The organism is Aquirufa sp., assembly GCF_044342065.1.
Lineage (GTDB): Bacteria > Bacteroidota > Bacteroidia > Cytophagales > Spirosomataceae > Aquirufa.
Genome location: NZ_JBIIQN010000059.1, coordinates 1 through 20,661, shown reverse-complemented (window position 1 = coordinate 20,661; position 20,661 = coordinate 1). Strand labels below are relative to the sequence as shown.

10 protein-coding genes and 1 pseudogene are annotated in these 20,661 nt (G+C 43.6%); 1 reads left to right on the top strand and 10 read right to left on the bottom strand.

The window, feature by feature from the left end; all coding sequences use genetic code 11:
* From ACIQZ2_RS11670 to ACIQZ2_RS11625, 10 genes and pseudogenes are all read right to left on the bottom strand, one after another.
* Positions 1–1,274: pseudogene (locus ACIQZ2_RS11670) on the bottom strand (hypothetical protein); the annotation flags it as partial.
* Entirely contained in the window at positions 1,275–1,868 is a 594-nt protein-coding gene (locus ACIQZ2_RS11665; protein WP_395769027.1) for a hypothetical protein, read from the bottom strand. It abuts the pseudogene before it with no gap.
* Entirely contained in the window at positions 1,869–3,329 is a 1,461-nt protein-coding gene (locus ACIQZ2_RS11660; RefSeq protein ID WP_395769026.1) for a PA14 domain-containing protein, read from the bottom strand. It lies immediately after the preceding gene.
* A gap of 4 nt (positions 3,330–3,333) precedes the next feature.
* A complete protein-coding gene (locus ACIQZ2_RS11655) occupies positions 3,334–3,978 on the bottom strand; it encodes a hypothetical protein (protein ID WP_395769025.1) in 645 nt (214 codons plus the stop codon).
* Positions 3,975–5,657, bottom strand: a complete 1,683-nt coding sequence (locus tag ACIQZ2_RS11650; protein ID WP_395769024.1) for a tail fiber domain-containing protein — start codon at positions 5,655–5,657, stop codon at positions 3,975–3,977. The genes ACIQZ2_RS11655 and ACIQZ2_RS11650 overlap by 4 nt, the downstream gene beginning before the upstream one ends.
* Positions 5,645–6,991, bottom strand: coding sequence for a fibrinogen-like YCDxxxxGGGW domain-containing protein (locus ACIQZ2_RS11645; RefSeq protein WP_395769023.1), 1,347 nt, complete (start codon positions 6,989–6,991; stop codon positions 5,645–5,647). The genes ACIQZ2_RS11650 and ACIQZ2_RS11645 overlap by 13 nt, the downstream gene beginning before the upstream one ends.
* Positions 6,992–6,995: 4 nt before the next feature.
* Positions 6,996–8,300 (bottom strand): tail fiber domain-containing protein, encoded by a 1,305-nt coding sequence (locus tag ACIQZ2_RS11640; RefSeq protein ID WP_395769022.1) that lies wholly within the window; start codon positions 8,298–8,300, stop codon positions 6,996–6,998.
* A 77-nt stretch (positions 8,301–8,377) separates the two neighbouring features.
* Complete coding sequence (locus tag ACIQZ2_RS11635) at positions 8,378–15,886, bottom strand: hypothetical protein (RefSeq protein WP_395769021.1); 7,509 nt, start codon at positions 15,884–15,886, stop codon at positions 8,378–8,380.
* 50 nt (positions 15,887–15,936) lie between these two features.
* Positions 15,937–16,641, bottom strand: coding sequence for a hypothetical protein (locus ACIQZ2_RS11630; RefSeq protein WP_395769020.1), 705 nt, complete (start codon positions 16,639–16,641; stop codon positions 15,937–15,939).
* A 465-nt stretch (positions 16,642–17,106) separates the two neighbouring features.
* A complete protein-coding gene (locus ACIQZ2_RS11625; RefSeq protein WP_395769019.1) occupies positions 17,107–19,173 on the bottom strand; it encodes a pyrroloquinoline quinone-dependent dehydrogenase in 2,067 nt (688 codons plus the stop codon).
* A gap of 87 nt (positions 19,174–19,260) precedes the next feature.
* Between ACIQZ2_RS11625 and ACIQZ2_RS11620 the strand changes: the two genes are divergently transcribed.
* Positions 19,261–20,661, top strand: a 1,401-nt coding sequence (locus tag ACIQZ2_RS11620) for a family 78 glycoside hydrolase catalytic domain (RefSeq protein WP_395769018.1), incomplete at its 3' end; no start/stop codon positions are given.

Sequence of the window (20,661 nt, the reverse complement as noted above, 5' to 3'; positions counted from 1 at the left end):
ACCAAATGCCTCCAGGCTCCTTCAATTCCTAGTTCTCTTACTTTTGAACTTGTCATTCCATACTGATCACTATTTGCCGTATTAAATCCAATACTACCATCAATCACTAAAGCGTCGTATATATTAAAGCCAAAATACATGCCATTTGCAATTGAATTCGTTCTCACCCACATGTCCACAGTCACTACATTAGTATTCCCAATATTGGCATTAAAATCAGCATAGCTAGATGTTCCATTAAATGCAATGGAACCACCGCCAGCTGCATTATATGTTGTGGATGTTAATGTTACATGCGAGCCATTGCCCGACAAATCATTCCATGTTGTTCCAGAGCCAGGGTAACTTGCCGGATTTCCTGCATCCAAATGCAAAACCAATCCTGAATTTGAAAAACAAGTAATCCAAACGGATCCATTACCCGTATTGTTCATAGGTCCATAAGAATTTAAATTGGTTGACGATTTGGTAGCACCACCAGCGCCTCCACCACAAGCCGCACCACCACCGGCACCGGCACCACCCCCGTAAAAACCAGCACCTCCTCCGCCGCCGCCATTCCATGTGCTCACCCCTCCAGTAGTTCCACCTGCACCACCGCTAATATCGCTACCATTTCCACCTCTCGTTCCTGGTTGAACATCAAAGGGTTCTCCTCCTAAGCCAGCAGATGAATTAGTAGCGGCATAGCCAAATTGGGATCTACCATTAACTACATAAGGTGCAGGATTTTCCTCATTTCCATTACTTGAACTCCCTGATAAATTATTTCCAGCATTACCCCCCGTAAAATTTGTCCCTGTCGCGTTTCCTGAACCGCCTCCTCCTCCACCAGCGACAATCATCGCATTGGCCACAGCAGGAGAGGAGCTAGTAAAAACACCTGATAGTCCACCGCCTGCTCCTCCGAAATTCGTACCAGAACCCCCATTTCCACCAAAACCGTAGGCAGCAGTGGCCGACTGGCCCGGAAATCCACCTACAACAATCCATAAGATTTGTCCAGGTGTTACATTTAAACTTGATGTAATATTCGCGCCGGCTCCGCCCACCTGCCCTCTGGCACCCGTTCCGCCTCTAGCCCCGATGGCTGCAACTTGGATACTCGTAACTCGATTAGGTACAACGAATCGCTGAATCGCGCCGGTATAGGCAAACGTATACGTATCAGGAACACGCGGTTTTTTGACCGCTAAACTTTGCAGGTTTAATTGCGCCTGAACCTGAAAGGATAGGCAAAAAATTAAAAAAAGAAAAATTCTTGAGCGTATCATCTAGAATATACTATCACCAAAGACAAATCCGGATGTGGTTGAATTCAATACCAAACCAATTACACTATTAGTCGTTCGTGTCGTTAATCCGTTCGCCGAATTTAATGTAACGCCAGACCCTGCGAAACTCAGGGTTCCTGCTCCTCCTTGAATAACCTGACAACTGAATCCAACAGGTAATGATGCGGGTACGGTAATCGTTACAGCAGATGCTGATGTAATTAAAAAGACTTTGTTGTTGTCTGCGGCAGCTAACGTAAAACTGGCAGATTTGCTATTATCTATGATTAAACCACCAGATATTTGAATCCAAATGCTTCCATTCCAATAATAATACCCTGGAATGACATTGTTGGGCGCTGTACCTGCCGTAGCAGTATTATAGACCAATAATCCCGCAGCGGCGGAAGATGTTCCTGTAATAGGACTGAAGGCATTCGCCGCGGTTAAAGTCACGCGAGGAGGAAGAAAACCTCTGTCTGTTGCGCTTACGTCTAATTTAGCCGATGCATTGGGTGTGGTGGTGCCGATACCTGTTTGGCCAAAGGCTGCCTGTGAAACAAATAATAAGAAGAATAATAATACTTTTTTCATTTATCGAATATATATTTCAACGCGTGCTGAACGATTAATGCCTTGAACCCCGCAACAACTATATTGATCCCCTGCCGAAAAATTAATGTTGGTGGCAAAAAGCCCCGACATTCCTATTCCACCTGAAACGTCATTGGATGTCTGTTCACCGCCTGGATATAGACCACCCCCATTTTCATTCCAACCAAATCCCCAACGGACTCTGGCCGTTGAACTGGCATTTACGTAATTAAATCCATAGAAACGTACATCAGTTTGCGATGAGAATGCTGTTCCTTTTCCGGCAAATGTGTTGGCGTCCCCAAAAAACAGTCTATCAGCGCGGGTAAAGAATTGTATAGGAGTAATCCTGATTCCATTATTGAAATTATTTTGAAGCCAGCACCAATTATTATAACTGCTTGCTAAGTTTACACTTCCTCCCGTAGTGCTGGAACCGTAGTTGGACGCGATATCAGGAAATAGCGCCATGATATCTTTCGCGAAAAAGTAATTCATGACATCAAACTTGGCATCCCCATTATTTCGATTGAAAGCACTTGGGTTTAACGTATTGACCGCGGTCCAATATGTACTTGCATAATTAAAGGTTGTCCCCGTCGTCGCCTTCATCATCATCATCCAGCCACCACCGTTAATGGTATTGCTCATAATACAAAAGACCTGGGTGGGTCCTACGATCGGTAAATTAATCCAATAAACCCCATCTGTAAAGTTATTAAAAGCTGTTTGAATGTATTTTGCACTTGGAGCTGCTCTAGCTGCCGTGGTACCATCCCGATTGGGAACGGTAACCATTTCTTCTAAATTTTGAGCCCATGTAGCAAAATAGGTATTCGCTGGATGTATACTGGTATAGGTGGTTGGTACCGCTGCTTGGGTTGGGGAACGCCAATAAAACCGTAAACCAGCGCCTCCAGTGCCTTGTTGCATTCGTATTTCATAGCGATACCTTTGACCCGCCACAACCGATAAGGTTCCCGTTCGTGTACCTAATGCTGCTACTGCTTGACCAGTATAGGTAGAAATAACATTCGTTCCTTCGATTGTTAAATCACTGGCATCATCTGCTTCCAAGGTAAAGGTATATGTACCCGATTCAGTCGGAATAAAGGTTCCTTGAATCTTCATCGCAAAATATAAACCTGAATTGGGGGTGGTTAACCCGATTGTTGATAAATCTGATGTGCTGATCCAATCTATAATTCGAGTCGAATTAGTACGTCCTGAACGAAACAAAGTGGAATTCGTATTATTCGTATTGAATAATTTGTCCATTTCAGATCTGCTATTGGGCGTTAATAGGTACTGACTCGTATTTCCATTTCCAGCATGTGTACTGTAAATCCAATAATCAAATTCTATTTTGGGCTGGTTCTGTGTCCCTTGATAGGTCGCAAACATTTGAGCATTACTTTGAAATGCGCAAATTAGCCCGAAAAGGAATAGAGAAATCTTCATGTGTTTAGTTAGTCATGTCGCCCGATGCGATGTATACGCCTGAAGCAATACATACCAAAGTTAGAATGGAATGTTGGCCTGCTGTTTTCGTAAAACCATAGCGGTTGCTAATCGTTACTCCCGAAGCACTCAAGGTTACTTGCCCGGTACCTCGTTGAACGATTAGGCAGTTGAAACCCACCGACAAAGACGGCACGGTGATTGTTGTAGCACTTGAACTGTTGAGGACAATAATTTTACCGTTATCTCCATTTCCTAACGTGAAACCAGCTGATTGCTCATTGATAACAGAGCTAAAATTGGCGATGGTGCTCGTGGTTCCATTGCCCGTAATCGTGCTTGAGGTTGTTGACCCGATCATATTTATCCAGGCACTTCCATTCCAAAAATAATAGCCTGGAGTTACGTTGTTGGGCGCCGTCCCTGACGTATTGGTGTTATAGACAATTAATCCTGCCGCAGATGCGGCTGTACCTGTAATGGGGGAGAAGACGTTACTCGCTGTCAAAGCAACCCGTGGGGGCATGAAGCCTTGAGTTGTGGACGACACGTCGAGTTTTGCTGAGGCATTCGGTGTGGTGGTGCCTATGCCCGTTTGAGCGAAGGCACCTGTAGCCATGATTAAAAAAAAGAATATCAGTTTTTTCATTTTAATTTTTCTTCGATGATTTTTAATCGATTTTCTAAATCGCTTTGCTTGTTTTTCAATGCCTCTATTTCAGTTTGTTGGGCCTGAATAACTTTTAAGGATAACGCATGTAAGGCTTGATAATTGACCGATTTAGTTTGCATGGCATCTGTACCTGTATTGACCATTTCAGGAAATATAGATTCAATTTCCTGGGCAATGAATCCATATTGTAATTTGGTATCACGTTGCTTATCCGGATTCCAATAAAATGTAACAGGTCTTAATTTTAAATACTTGGAAATGCTAGAACTATCAAGATCAACGATGTTATTTTTTAGTCGACGGTCTGAGCGTGTGTTAAACGAATTTCCTAAAACCCCAAAAGCTAAAAAATCGTATGTCGCAATTCCTCCCCCCCAGCCTCCAGGCCAATCCGATGCGACAAGTCCTCCTTGTTCGGGGATAGACACGCGCGATTGACCAAATCGATTGATCGTGATGGCATTGTTTGCAGCAGCAGTATTAAAATTCCAGGTGGTATTAATGATCATTTGATTGTTGGGATTATTGATGCCCATGGAAAAACCAAAAGCCCCATTAACATCCAAACTATAATAAGGTTTTCCACTTCCTGTACCAGCTGTTCTAACTAAACTGGTAGCATGCGCTGAAGTAGATGCGTTATTCGTATTGTATACATAGAGGCTAGGAATTGTATTCGTAGCAGGATCATCCGATCCACTAAATACATTGCCGTTCTGTACATGTAATGCGACCGTTGGGCTCGAAGTCCCTAAACCTAGTCTTCCTATGTTCGTTAAACGAAATCTTTCGAGTCCAGCTGTTCGCATGACTATTGTATTGTTCATATCAGCAACTTGGGAAAAGCCAGAAATATCGATAGAAGATTGAGCACCTGAGGCAGCCCCTCCTCCGGCTGATAAGCGTAAAAACCCATCATCTGCTCCATCAATTTGGGAAGTGCCGGCACCTCCGGAACCTACACCTCTGATTTCAAATGCACCAATTGTACCTGTATTTATGGCTGGTCTTGTTCCTGCATTGTTAAATCCTGTAGCCATTCGAATTCCACCACCTACTAAGTTAAGTCTAGCCGTGGGGGTTGCCGTTCCAAGCCCTACATTCCCATTTTCTAAAATGATGAGGCCACTGCTTTCCGTGGTTCCATTGAAAATTCGAAAGCGCGCATCTGCTGAAGTGGTACCATACTGGTCTATTGTCCAATCCTGTGTACTGCCATTTCGCGATCGCTTAATAAATATTTGCCCCCCTTCATTCGTTGCTGCCGCTGGATTTAATTGAAGTTCAGCGGGTAGGGAGCCATCTTCCCGCCCGACCGTTAATAACTTCGCAGGGCTTGTCGTTCCTATTCCCACATTCCCGCCGTTCGGATTTATTCCCAATGAAAAAACGGTTCCATAAGCAGCTTTAGAGCGCATCTGTAACCAACCAAAGGTGGATGTGCTGCTTAGTCCAAAGTCCATGACGTGATTTACAGACAGGCCTCCTAATCGTAAGTTTCCGTTGGCCGCAATTCCCGAAGTGGCTGGATCTGCCGTAGTGGCTTCTACCTGAAATTTATTGACAGGTGTGGTGGTACCTATACCCGTTTGGGCAAAGGCGCTAAATGAAATCAATAAAAAGAAGACAATTTTTTTCATTTTTATCTTATCCATATTTGATGATAGGTATTATAAGCAAAATTACCCGGGAAATCATCTACTTCCCATCTACTACCTCCTCCTTTAATACCCCAGTGATACGTTCCCATCAACCAAAATGGAAACTCAGTCATTGAACTATTTCCTTGGTTGGTAAAATAATGAGCGGTGGAATTAGGCAAATACGCCGTATGCCCAGTTAATGCAGTATAACTAGTAGCAATACCAGACATACTACCTAATCCGGTCTTAAAATAATTGATAGTATTGGCATGGGATGTTTTGAAATTTATAACCCGATTATGCAAGGATGTTTTTGCATAAAAACGTAATTGGGTAAAATTAAATTTGTTTAAATATGCTGGTGTTGTGTGGCCCCAGGTAGTTGCGTTTCCTTGTTCATCCACTCCTAAGGTTGTAGAACCTAAGAGTGGTAATGCGTTTGTCTTTTCTGTCAATGCAGGATTCGTATTTCCGAGGTGTAAATAATTCAATACCAAAGTCCAGCCTCCGCCATCCGTTGTCATATCGCAATAGCAAGCAGTGGCAACAGTTGCACCAGCGGTTCCATCTGGATCAATCACATAAACTCCATCTGTCGCATTAGGGAAATTTGTTTTGATTTCATTACACGATTTCAAATTATCATTGCGCAACAAGACTCCCATGCGCATGGATGCATGTCCATAGACACCGATTGGGATAACGCGAACGTAACGCGCATACATGACATTAGTGAAATTTCTATAAATCTTCGTATTTGAATCGGTATTCAATGTCAGACTTGTGGCAGCAGTTGCCCAATTGACATTGTCCGCACTAACTTCTACTTTGGCACTTGTAACCCATTGCGCCGAATTTGCTCGTCCTTGCGTCACAATCCCTTGAACCCAACGTGGACTTTTCAAATCATATTGTAAATAATCTGTACCATTATTGGTACTCCCTGCAGACCAGCCTTGATTAGAATCAAGCCACGGTGTATAATGAGCGGCACCAAATCCTTCATTTACCCAGACCGTATTGGCAAACCAATTCGTTTGAAAACTAAACGATTCAGCTGGTGGACTACCGTTCAAATTTGTCGCTGGCACCCATTTACTTGTGCTACCTTCCAAAACCAATTTACCCGAACCCGTAAACGTAATTTTATTGGCATATACCTGATTAATATTTGCAGGTATCGTTATCGTATGTCCGTCTTGAATATTAGCCGTCCCTGTGAGATTACTCGGACTCGTCCAACTAGCCGTATTCGTAAAGTTATTTGAACTGGCACTATTTGTAGCCGTTTGAGCAACCGACGAGGTTACGTACAATAAAAGAATAAAAACGAGTAATCGATTCATTTAGCTACTTGTTATTTTTTCTTTTTAATTGCTTGATATGTTTATTCAGGCGATCGATTTGTTTCTGCTGTTCCTTGATGGCTTCGACTAAAAGCGCAACGACTTTATCGTATTGCACCGACTTATATCCTTCCGTGGTGTTTTCGGTTTGAACAATCTCAGGCAAGACTTTTTCTACTTCTTGTGCGATGAATCCCACAGTTCGTTGATCCGAAAACATGCGTTGTGGAAAGTCAGCGGTATTCCAATTGAAATTCACACCACGCAAGGCCAATACTTTTTGTAAAGGATTTTGGATAGGGGTGATGTTGGTTTTAAAACGAACATCCGATGAACCTGCAATGGAGTTCGCAATGATATCTCCTGCTACTTGTAAACGTACGGAAGGTGTTAAACTACCCATTCCAATATTCCCATTTTCCCTAATGGTAATACCATTTGTTTCTGCAATGGAATTAAAAATGCGGAGTCTAGCATCGGTTGAGGTCGTGCCATATTGATCAATGATCCAGTCTGCCGTACTTCCATTCAACGATTTTCTAATATTGATTTGGCCTCCTTCATTAGAAGGAGCGGCTGGATTAATCGTAATTTCTCCCGCAATAGTTCCTAGCGAATTCCCTACCGTCAGGGTGCTAGTAGGCGCCGAAGTACCTATTCCTACATTGCCTAGATTGTCAATGCGTACGCGCTCTGTGCCCGCGGTGCGCATGACGATGTTATTTGACATATCTGCTACATTTGAGTAACCCGATAAATCGATAGAAGATTGTGCCCCAGCGCTAGAACCACCTCCCGCGGATAGTCGTAAAAATCCGTCATCTCCTCCATCCGCTTGTGTGCCGCCACCGCCCCCTCCAACGCCTCTAATTTCATAATTGCCTATAGTTAATGTATTGAGAGCAGGCCTCGCCGTACTGTTATTGCTAAATCCATTAAATATGCGAATTCCTCCACCCACAATATTCAGTTTGGCGGTAGGGTTAGTCGTTCCTATTCCCACATTTCCTCCTATGGGATTCAAGGCCAAATGATAGGTCGTTCCATACGCTGATTTTGATCTGGCTTGTAGCCACGAAAAAGTGGATGTGGAACTTAGGCCAAAATCTAATACATGGACATTTGTACCTGTTGCTCCAATCCTCAGGTTTCCATTAGCAGTGGCTCCGCTTGACGCTGGATCTGCTACTGTTGTCACCACCTCGAATTTATTCACAGGCGAAGTTGTCCCAATACCTGTTTGTGCCCAAACAGATCCCGATAGGAGCGTGAAGCAAACAAAAAGCTGTATGTGTATCTTGTTGATCATCGTATGTCACCTTAGGACATTAATTCATTTTAGAACAACTCCTTTGGGCTGATAAATCAGCCCAAAGGAGTTTAGGATTAGAACAAGGCACGGAATACAACCCAGTTACTTCCGTCAGAAACCAATTTAACCCAGTTGTTAGAAGCCTCTGAACCAATGGTGAATGATGATACGTTCACATTGGCAGTGTCCACATATATGGTTTCTGAACCACTTCTAGATACTGTGACTACCAATGAGGTTCTATTCTTAATAATTATTTCCTTTCCCGCATTTCCAGTCGCAGCAGGTAATGTTAATGTACCATTAGCCGACCCATCATAAAAGACATATTTGTCAGAAATTAGGATGTTCGCTGAAGCTGTTGGCCTAGCAACAGAACTTGTACCATAAGTCCAACTAGCTACACCATTGGCATCAGATGTCAAAACTTTTCCAAGGCCCGGAGAGCCTCCATCGATTTCAATTTGACTTGTCACGCGGACAACACCAGCCGTTCCACTACCATTAGCAGTACCCGGAGTTAAGATAATATTACCCCCATTCGTATTACCCGTTGTGAAACCGTCTTGAGCCTCTAAGGTAAAGTCTCTTCCATTGCCTGAAGCAGCTGTTGCGGGAAAGTTTGACAAACTCGTTGACCCATAAATGACCGCGCTTGTAGTAGCAGATGTACCAATGGTGGTTGTGTGAGATCCCAAGCCGACAGATGGTCCGGCTCCACCGGCAATGACTATTTGATTTGTCTCACCGTCCGCCGCTGGTCTTGTTTGGCTTCCAATAAAAATACTGTAATTACCTGTCGTATTTGTTCCAGATCCTGTTCCAAAATTATTACCAGCAGAACCTCCAATATTTATATTATTCCCACCTGTTGTTAAATTTGCGCCGCTACTCGTACCAATCCCAATGTTGCTGTTTGCTGAGGTAACTGCGCTCAAAGCCCCATAACCAATGGCAGTGTTTGAATGACCTGTTGTATTATATCTCATGGCTTGCGAACCAATGGCGACATTACCGGTTCCTGTTGTCAAATTCGTCGCGGCAATAGATCCTACTGCAACGTTATTTCCTCCGTCAGTATTTGATTTTAAGGCTTGATAACCTACAGCCACATTATAGGTGCCCAAACTTGTAATTGCTGCTCCTGCATCCTGCCCGAAAAGCGTAGTAAAATTAGCTGCCCCTTTTCCAACAGTCAAATTGTTTACTTTTAAGTCAGAATTAAATGTTTTCGCTCCTGCAAAAGTTTGTGCTGAAGTAGTTACCACACCTCCAAAATCTGCACTAGCAGGTTGTAAATTGAGTGTAGAACCGGAAATAGTAGCACCATTTGCATTAGCCGAAGATCCAATGGCTGCCAATGCCGTGATACCCGCAGGAGATGCCCACGCAGGATTACCACTAACATTAACTGTTAGCACCTGACCACTGCTACCTACACCTAATCTCGTTCCGGCTCCACTTGTGCCTCCATAAATAATATCACCTGCTGTTGTCATGGGCGATAGCGCATTAAATGCAGCTGCTTTCGTCGTTTGGCCTGTACCTCCATTGGCAAGGGGCAAGGTCCCCGTCACGCCGGTTGATAGTGGCAAATCTGTAGCACTAGTTAACACTAACGTTGTTGGCGTACCTAGGTTAGGCGTTGTTAATATTGGTGATGTTAATGTTTTATTTGTCAAGGTTTCCGTACCCGCTAAAGTCGCCAAGGTACCTGAAGCCGCAGGCAAGGTAATGGTTGTCGTTCCCGCTACGGCTGGAGCCGCTAACGTTGCCGTTCCTGAAGTAGAACCTGCATAACTAACCGTTGTCGCGGTTGCTACTCCAATCGTCGGTGTGACTAAAGTAGGCGAGGTCGCAAATACCAAAGCACCTGAGCCTGTTTCATTGCTTATTACACTCGCTAACTCCGAGGATGTAGTTGCCGACAAGGCACTTAATTTATCTGTTGTATAGACTCCATTGGTTACTGTCGCAGCATTGCCGGAGATGGAACCTACTATGGTAGATGAAAATGTTTTGGCACCTGCTATCGTTTGAGCCGTAGTCAAATCCACAAAGTTTTGAGTCGTAGATCCGGTACCTCCGGCGCTTACTGGTAAAGTTCCTGAAGTAATGGCTGTCGTACTCGTCGTATATAAAGCACCTCCACTCGTATAGGTGGTTAATCCAGTACCACCGGCACTGGTTGGCAAGGTACCTGTCGTCAAGGCTGAAGTACTCGTAGCGTACATGGCGCCGCCACTGTTGAATGAGGCCATACCCGTTCCGCCTTGATCGGTTCCTAAAGTTCCTGTACTTGTTAAACGTTTCGATGCATCTGTAAATACACCTTTGGAAGCCGTTAATGCTGATAAAGTAGTCGACCCTGTGATGGTAGCTGTTCCGCCAATCGTCGTATTTCCAGTGACATCTAAGGTGGTACCTATCGTCCCAGAACCACTGATATTGAAATCCGTACTGGCTTGTTGGGTCGTTCCATTATTGACATAATTCGTAGACCCCGTAGGTAAATCTGCCGCTACTAAGGCACGGAAACTTGGTGCAGAGGCTGTCGCTCCAGAAGTAGGACCTGCAAATACTAAATTGGCCGCTGTGGTGGTTACACCCGTTCCTCCATTGGCAACAGGCAAGGTACCCGTGATATCTGAAACGGCTACACCTGCCCAAACGGGTGCTGTCGCAACAGATCCATCACCGGATTGCGTTAGGAAACGCTTGGTTGCTTGTGTATTACCGGGTAATAAAGCTGTGGTATTGGCCGCTGATTGATAGGGGATAGAACCTATCGCCCCACCGGCAATATTGGTTGATCTACTCGCCGTTCCTGTTAAATCAGCCGTAATCGTACCCGCTACGAAATTACCACTGCCATCACGTGCAACGATGGCTGAGGCCGTATTCGCTGCAGTTGCAGTAGTAGCTGAATTGCTCACTTTACCTGCGGTAGCGATGGTGGCTAGTTTGGTATCCACGATGGCTGCTGTAGGGCTGATATCTGCATTTACGATGGTGCTATCTGCAATTTTGGCTGATGTTACCGCTGCATTGATAATCTTTGCTGTGGTAATGGCATTGGCTGCGACGGTAGGAGCACCTGCAGTACCGCTTAAATCTCCGGCCAATTGAATCTTACCTTTAACTGTTGTTGTAGCATCCGGCGCACCTGAAGTAACGCTGGCATCCACGTAATCTTTAATCGTCTTCACGGCTGGATACTTGCTCGTAGAAGCAGCATCTGCAGCGATATCTGTACTGATATTGGCCGAAGCTTGTGCACCTAAGGCAGTTAATGCTGCTGCTGCGGTTGTGGCTCCTGTACCTCCGTTTGTAATAGCTAAGGTTCCCGTAATACCCGTGCTTAAGGGAAGTCCTATCGCGTTGGTTAATGTTCCGGATATCGGTGTTCCTAAGGCAGGGGATGTGAAGGTAGGTGAAGTAAAGGTTTTATTGGTGAATGTCTCCGTACCATCCAAGGTCGCCAAGGTTCCTGTCACGGCAGGAAGCGTAATGGTCGCTGCACCAGAAACGGCTGGAGCTACGATTGTTGCAGAACCTGTGCTAGGTGATGCACCTGCGAAAGCAACACTGGTGGCGTTGGCTTCACCGATGGTGGGTGAAACTAAAGTAGGCGAGGTATTAAATACCACAGAACCCGTACCTGTTTCATTGGTCATGGCATTGGCGAAATTAACACTCGTTGGTGTCGTTAAAAATGTAGCTACATTGCCACCTAAGTCGCTAATATCAGTTGTTTGTACTCTCGCCCAAGCTGGAGGAGCCGATGTGGTGCCGTTTCCAGTTTGTGTTAAAAATTGTTTGGTGGCTGAAGTGGATCCTGTTAAAAGTGAAGTAGTATTCGCAGCAGATTGGTAGGGGATATCTCCCAATCCTCCACCGTTGATATTGCTTGCCTTACTTGAAAGACCTGTAACATTGGCGGTAATGGTGCCTGCGGTAAAGTTTCCGTTGGCATCACGTGCAACAATCGCTGATGCAGTATTGGCATCGGTTGCAGTGGTAGCTGAATTACTTACTTTTCCAGCGGTAGCGATGGTAGCTAGTTTGGTGTCTACAATCGCTGCCGTAGGGCTAATGTCTGCATTAACGATGGTACTATCTGCAATTTTCGCTGAGTTTACAGCTGAATTGATAATTTTCGCTGTTGTGATAGCATTTGCTGCAACGAGTGGAGCTGATGCACTGCCTGTTAAATCGCCGGCCAATTGAATTTTACCTTTGGTAGTGGAATTTGCATCTGGAGTAGCAGATACCACGGAAGCATCCACGTAATCTTTCACTGTTTTAACGGCAGGGTATTTAGCGGTTGATGCGGCATCTGCCGTCATATCGGTACTTAAGTTGGCGATAGATTGCGCACCCAATGCCGTTAATGCACCTGCAGCTGTAGAAGCGCCTGTACCACCATTAGCGATGCTGATGGTTTCAGCTAATTTGGCATTCGTAATGGATGCATCTGCGATTTTTGCTGTAGTTACACTCGCGTTTGCCAATTTTGCTGTGGTTACATTCGCATCTGTAATTTTTATTGTCGTTACAGCATTGTCTGCCAGTTTATCTGTTGTAATGTTTGCATCTGTGATTTTTGCTGTCGTGATGGCATTATCAGCTATTTTCGCTGTGGTAACATTCGCATCTGCTAGTTTGATTGTCGTAACTGCGTCATCTGCTAATTTACCTGTAGTAACATTCGCATCGGCGATTTTTGCCGTAGTTACGTTGGCGTCTGTAATTTTAACGGTAGTCACCGCATTGGCAGCTATTTTTGCTGTCGTTACATTCGCATCAGCTAATTTTGCTGTTGTCACATTTGCATCAGCAATTTTACTGGTGGTAATGGCATTATCACTGATAACTGGTGCCGCTGCTGTTGTTCCCGAACCGGCCAAGTCACCTCCTAATTGAATTTTTCCTTTGACTGTTGTTGTGGCATCGGGGGTAGCCGAAACAACACTAGCATCCACATAATCTTTAATGGATTTTACAGACGGATATTTACTTGCGGAACTACCGTCAGCAACAACGTCAGTACTTAAGTTGGCAGAAGACTGTGCCCCTAAAGCTGTTAAGGCAGCGCCTGCAGTTGTTGCACCGGTTCCTCCATTCGCAATACTTACTGCTTCGCCAAATTTGGCATTTAAGATGGTTGCATCAGCAATTTTTGCATTAGTAATTGCACCATCCGCAACCTTATCCGAGGTGATGGCATTGGGTGCTATTTTCGCGGTAGTTACGTTGGCATCAGTAATTTTGATGGTAGTTACGGCATCGTTACCTAGTTTCGCAGTTGTAACGCTTGCATCCGCAATCTTCGCGGTGGTTATGTTGGCATCTGCAATCTTCGCTGTTGTTACGTTCGCATCTGCAATCTTCGCTGTTGTTACGTTCGCATCCGCGATCTTTGCTGTTGTTATGTTCACATCTGCGATTTTTGAGGTGGTCACATTGGCATCTAAAATTTTAACGGTTGTAATGGCATTATCGGTAATTACGGGAGCGGCCGCCGAGGTACCTGTTCCTGCCAAATCACCGCCTAATTGAATCTTTCCTTTAACACTGGTAGTCGCATCGGCTATGGTGGCTGCTGCTACGGAATTGTCTACATAGTCTTTAATCGTTTTAACTGAAGGGTATTTGGTGACCGATGCAGCATCCGCACTTACGTCGGTCGATAAATTGGCTGCGGCCTGAGCGCCTAAATTTGTCAAAGCTCCCGCTGCAGTCGTAGCACCAGTACCGCCATTTAAAATGGCTACGGTTCCCGTTACATTGGCTGCATTGCCTGTAATATTTCCGCTTACTTTAGAACCTGAAACGGTAGCTATTTTGGCATCTGTTACGTTGGCGTCCAAGATTTTCGAGGTCGTAATGGCATTATCGGCAATATCCGCGGTCGCAATCGTCCCATTTAAAATTTTATCACTATCAATAGCACCTGATGCTACCCTAGGTATGGCGGCAGTTCCTGTTAAATCACCTCCTAATTGGATTTTACCTTTGGTATTGGCATCGGCATCTGCAATGGTTGCGGATGCAACTTGGTTGTCCACATAAACTTTAACGGCGTTTTGGCTAGGATATAATTGGTCACTATTGCCTAAACTTGTTGAGGTTGATTTATTACTTAGGTTCTCTTTATTTGCCAATGCTGGTACCGTTGGAGCCCCTGCTGTTCCGCCTAAATCACCTGCTAATTGAATCTTTCCTTTGGTAGTTGCGTCAGCATCTACTATGGTTGCAGAAGCGATCAATCCTTGTACAAAAGCAGTTGTCGCTATTGCTGTCGTATTGTTTGCTGGACTTTGCGTTACGGCAGTGGTACCCGTAGGTAAAGAAGGTGTTCCGGTGAATACAGGTGAATTTTTGTCAGCTTTCGCATCTACAGTAGCCTGCAAAGCTATCCCCAGCGTAGCTTGATCCACGTAGGTTTTGATGGCTCTTACCGATGGGTATTTGGTATCTGAGCTAGCATCTCCCACCACATTGGTTGATTTATTTGTTAGATCTTCCTTTAATGCCAATCCGGGAACGGTTGGGTTGGTAGCAGTACCGCCTAAATCCCCCGTTAATTGAACCTTTCCTGCTGCCAAAGTCGTCGCATCAGGAGAACCCGTCGCGGCTACAATGGCGATTGCGTTATCTACATAGGTTTTTGCCGCGCGTTGTGTTGGGAATAAAACGTCTGATGGATTTCCTCCGCCCAAACTGGTAGCGTTCGACTTGTTACCTGCCAATTCATAGGTTCCGCCTAGGTTATTCACCGTGTTGGCTGTTGCCTCAGTGATGTTACGTACGGCTCCAATCTGAGAATTCAGGTTATTTGCTGTATTTGTTAGGTTAGTGGCATTGGTAATGATGCGACTATCGTGGTCTTTTAAAGTGTTATTTATATTTGTTATATCGGATTTTACCTTTTTATCCAAGGCATCTATCGTTTGATTAACCACTAAAAATTTACCTTCAGCGCTTGTTTGGTTGTCGGCAATGGCCTTGGTATTAGCGGCGATATTGGATTTTAGAGGATCTAAATCCTTGGGTACTAAATAGCCGGAATCGTTATTAAATTGACTAAGGTTTTTAGGGGAATCACGGACATTTTTGTAGTCAACAGATTCTGCATACAACGCGTAAGGTGTATAATTGAGTTTTTGATTACTTACCTCGGTATATTTTGAACCTCCGTCAAAGTTGACCGATACCACCAAGGATTTTAACTCATCATTCCAAACAATGGCATCAAAATTACTGTATTTGATGCTGCCTGTTCCGCTTGAAACGGTCGTACTGGTGGAATTTCCGGTACCAACGGTTAACGAAATCAAACCAAATTCATCCGTCTTGGTTTGTTGGATTTCTTCGTAATCGGTCCCCAAAGAGGTTTTCAAGGTGAACTTTACCCAGACCTTCCCATTAGAAAGCGGTTGGCCTGTAACAGCTACACCCGGAACTTCTATGGTGTTTGGATCAAGGATTACCGCTTGGTAATTTAGGCCCTTTTTTTGGCCAAAAGCAGCGAATAAACTTAACTGAAGTGCAAAAAGTAAAAGTGTTTTTTTCATCATATTTTTACCCAATCAAGGGTGGTATGTATAGCGCGTATTATATTAACAACTTAAAATTTGGAGATTTTAAGCCCGATACTGAATGTTGTTGGTGCAAAATTTAAATTGGTTTTACCTTCTGTCCAGCCGTGTAACGTCGTGTTTTTCTGGTAATTGACGAATACAGATGTTTTATCGGTTAATAGTTTATTGATTTCAACTGAATAACCTAGCATGATGTGTACCGGGTTGAAGTTTTCATTATCTGATAAATCATAATTGATGTTTTTGGTATTACTAATCTGGGTCTGAATGCCTGAAAGCATTTTTTGTGCACCTAGATTACCATGAAGTGCAATGGAGAATCCTTTGTATACTTTTATTTCTGGCCCAAATGAGGCAGAAAGGCCAACAAAATTGGTTTGATAGTTTAAAATGATGTTTTGGATATCACCCGTAGAATTGAATTGATTGAGGTTAACACCTAATTCGTAGCGGAATAAACTAGCTATTTTAGCGAGTGTTTGGTGATTGCCGAAGAAGATAGCTGTTTTGGAAAACTTGGAGATCAGGTTTGTGGTGTCAACCAACTCTTTATTGTAGCGAAATGAGGCATGCATACCACCAGTTGCTTTGAGGTAGTCAAGTTGTTTTCCTGTTTTATCCTTAAATTGATATTCGGTATTGTTTAAACCTACGTCCCATTTCCAATGTTGGGCATTAGCTTCGAACGCTATCAGCGCTATCAGCACTATTTTTAGTATGTTTTTAATCATCTCAATGTAACCTTTGATTCATGGGATTATTCCATGATTCAAAATTAACATTGTATAATCAAGACCTATTGCAATTTTGTGTTTGTATGTCCTAGTTTTGAAAATTCGGACAAATTGAATAATTGGACGTTAGACATTGGACGTTGGACGATGGATGGTAGCGACGCAATAGCTCACATCTTAATTCTCTTGTTATAAGGTGAGCAATTGGTCGCGAGGAATCGCGTCGCTACTATACAATTTTTTGAATCTAGCGTAGACATCTTTAGTAATCCTGAAAGCTTTCCCAAAGAACTGCCCACTTTCACATCTTCTGGTTGCACTTGGTGTAAATTATTATTAATCCAAGAATGCTATCTGAAGAATCGCCGCAATAAATACGGCTCAACCTTTGGCAATCCTGAAAGATTTGCCAAAGAAACTCCATCGTCTAATGTCCAACGTCTAATGTCCAACGTCTAATGTCTAAAGTCCAAAAGCTATTACCTGATTTCCTTTAGCAGTTCCCAACTTCGTCCCTCCGCAGGTGACGACTATGTATTGCTTACCATTGACCATATACGTTGACGGTGTCGCGAATGAGGCGAAGGGTAGTGCGTAGGAGGCGAGGAGTTTTCCAGTGGATGCTTGATAAATTCGGAGTGTCGCATCTTTGGTAGCCGCAATAATGAGCAAGCCGCTTTTCGTTATAATGGGTCCTCCGTAATTTTCCCCACCGGTATTTGTTATTCCTTGTTTTACCAATAACGGCTCTTGCCCAAATGGTATCTTCCATAAATATTTACCTGTGTTCAGGTCAATAGCATTTAATGTTCCCCAGGGAGTACTTAAGGCCGGTAAACCATCTTCGTCTAAGAATTTATTGTATCCCGTCATTTGATAGGGTAAGACTTGTGGCGAAGAACTGTTGCTTATTTCCTTGGGAGGTAAGCATTGAATGTATGCGGCTATAGCGGCTTGTGACTCTGATTCGATTTGACCAAAACCGGGCATCATGCCTTTTCCTTGTTTGATGATTTGGGAAATGTAAGCTTTGGAACGTTTTTGATCTATGCCAACTAAACTTGGATACCCGGATGCAGGATTTCCTTTACGATCCGCCCCATGGCAATTGGCGCAATAGCTTTGGTATAAACTTTCACCGGTGATGCTTTTTACATCCTTGTTTTTTGCCATCTTTTGTATCCAGCCCATCTCATTACTGTTGATGTATAAAATGCCTTTTTCCGGATCTGCTCCAGCGCCTCCCCATTCGCCTCCACCATCAAAACCGGGAAGGATCAAGGTACCTTGCTCGCTTGGGGCATCATACCAGCCACGTTTTAATTTTGATAATATGCTGGCCAATTCATCTTTGTTCTTGGCGTAGGGGCTTATATCGCTTGGACTTAATTCATTTGATTGACGTGCATAGGGTTTTGGTAATACCGGATATGGCTGAGTAGGCCAAGGATGTTCGCCCGGTAAAGAGGATTTGCCAACGAGATTTTCGATGATGTCAAACAAGGGTTTCCCACTAACGCGATCGAACACAAAGACAAATCCTTGTTTGGTGATTTGTGCGACCGCATCAATGCGTTTCCCTTTTCGAGTCACGGTAATTAAATTAGGTGCTGCAGGTAAATCACGATCCCAGATATCGTGATGTGTCATTTGAAAATGCCATAGCAATTTTCCAGTTTTCGCATGTAAGGCTAATAAGCAATTGGCATATAGGTTTTGACCTTTACGATTACCTCCCCAAAAATCATAGCCTGCTGATCCTGTGGGTACATAGATAATACCCCTTTTCTTATCCACCGACATCCCCGCCCAGTTATTTGCCGCACCGGTATAGGTATTTTGGTAAGCGTCTTTTGGAAAAGTCTCATAGCCCTTCTCACCGGGATAAGGAATTGTATGAAAGGTCCAAGCGATTTTTCCGGTGTATATATTAAAGGCTCGAATGTCACCTGGTGCAGCATCAGCGCCCTCCGACAAGCGCAGCGGCATGACAATGAGGTCACCAACAATGGTTCCCGGAGTATTTGAAATGATGAATTTATTTTGTGCAATTTTGGGTAAGCCCGTGTGCAAGTCAACTTTGCCATGATCGCCAAAGCTTTCTATGGGTTTTCCTGTTTTGGCATCTAAAGCCCAAAGGTTCGGCCCCGCGGTATATAATATACGGTCTTTTGCATAAGCGAGGCCTCTTGATGTACTCGCCCAGTTTTTCAAGGGATCTCCAAATCGCCAGATTTCTTTCCCTGTCGCCGCATCCAAAGCAAATGCCTGGACTGACGCGCTAACGCTGTAGAGTATGCCATTGATGATTATCGGATTCGCTTGCATTTGACCCGAGTCGGGTAGGGAATAGGTCCATGCGATTTTTAAATCTTGTACGTTCGACGGGTTGATTTGGCTTAATGCTGAATAATGATTTCGATCCGGTCCGCCTAAGTATTCTGCCCAATCGACATTTTCAGAATCCTGTTGTCTCCATGCGATGATGGCGAATGCAAGCACTATAAGTACTAGGTATTTTTTTATCATGGGACTTTCCTAGGGGCGATAAGGACTGTTGTTTGAGTTTCTAAAGTTAGATTCGTAGATTGCTTTGAATTCTAAACCTTGAAATTTATGAAAATTCTCTCGCAGAAAGCTTTAGCTGTAGCTTTTTTTCTTGCTCCATTAGTAACCTTCGCCCAAACAAGCATTCAATCTATTTCGATTGAAAACCAAGTGAATCCACAGGGAATAGGCGTTTCACATCCACGATTTAGTTGGAAATTAAGCTCCAATCAAAAGAATGTTAAGCAGTCGGCGTATGCCATTCAAGTTTTTGAAGGCAAGAAATCGATTTGGAATACGGGAAAAATCACATCAGATCAATCCCTTTTTATTCAATATAGCGGTGCCGATTTAAAATCAAATCAAGGATATCGGGTAACGGTTCAAGTTTGGGATCAAGATGGAAAAGCATCTAAAACCAGTTCATCGCTTTTTTCAACTTCTTTATTACATCCGGCTGATTGGAAAGCAAAATGGATTTCATCGGGTATTGCGGCGGATTCAGTAGATGGGCGGATACCGCATTTGAATAAATCTTTCGTGGCTAAGAAAACGGTCAAACAAGCTCGTCTATTTATCACAGCTCGTGGTCTTTATGAAGCTTCAATTAACGGAAAGCGGATTGGGGATGCTTATTTAACACCAGGATGGACGAGTTACAACAAGCATTTACAATTTCAAGTATATGATTTAACTGCCGATATTAAAAAGGGAACGAATGAATTAGACGTTTTAGTTGGCTCTGGTTGGTTTCGCACCCGGATTGCTTGGGAAAACAACAAAAACTTTTACGGCGCTCAAACGGCCTTGTTAAGCCAGTTGGAAATTAGCTATGCGGATGGGTCGACTGAAACTATAGTATCCGACGGATCTTGGAAATCTGCTTTGAGTTCGATTATTAGTTCTGAAATCTATGATGGGGAAAAACAAGATTTACGAATTAAAGCAGCTGGATGGTCACCGGTTGTAGAAACAAAGGCCTCTTTTGATGTTTTAAAAGCCCAAATTAATGAACCCATTAAAAAGCAAGAGACGATTTCCGTTCAAAAAGTAATTACCACCAAATCTGGAAAAACCATTTTGGATTTTGGCCAAAACGTTGTGGGTTGGGTGCAGTTCCATGCGAAGGGAAAATCGGGCCAACAAGTTCGCTTGTCTCATGTTGAAATGTTAGATAAAGTAGGTGAGCCTTACTTTGCAAACCTGCGTTCTGCTAAGGCTCAAGCGACTTATGTATTATCTGGGGAAGTTGAAACCATCGAGCCACATTTTACTTTCTATGGTTTTCGCTATGTGCAAGTAGAAGGCTATGAGGTAAATAAAGAGGATTTTAAGGCCATTGCTTTGCATTCGGATATGGCATCAACAGGAACTTTTGAAACAAGTAACCCCTTGTTAAATCAATTGCAATCGAATATTCGTTGGGGACAAAAGGGTAACTTTTTAGATGTTCCTACGGATTGTCCGCAG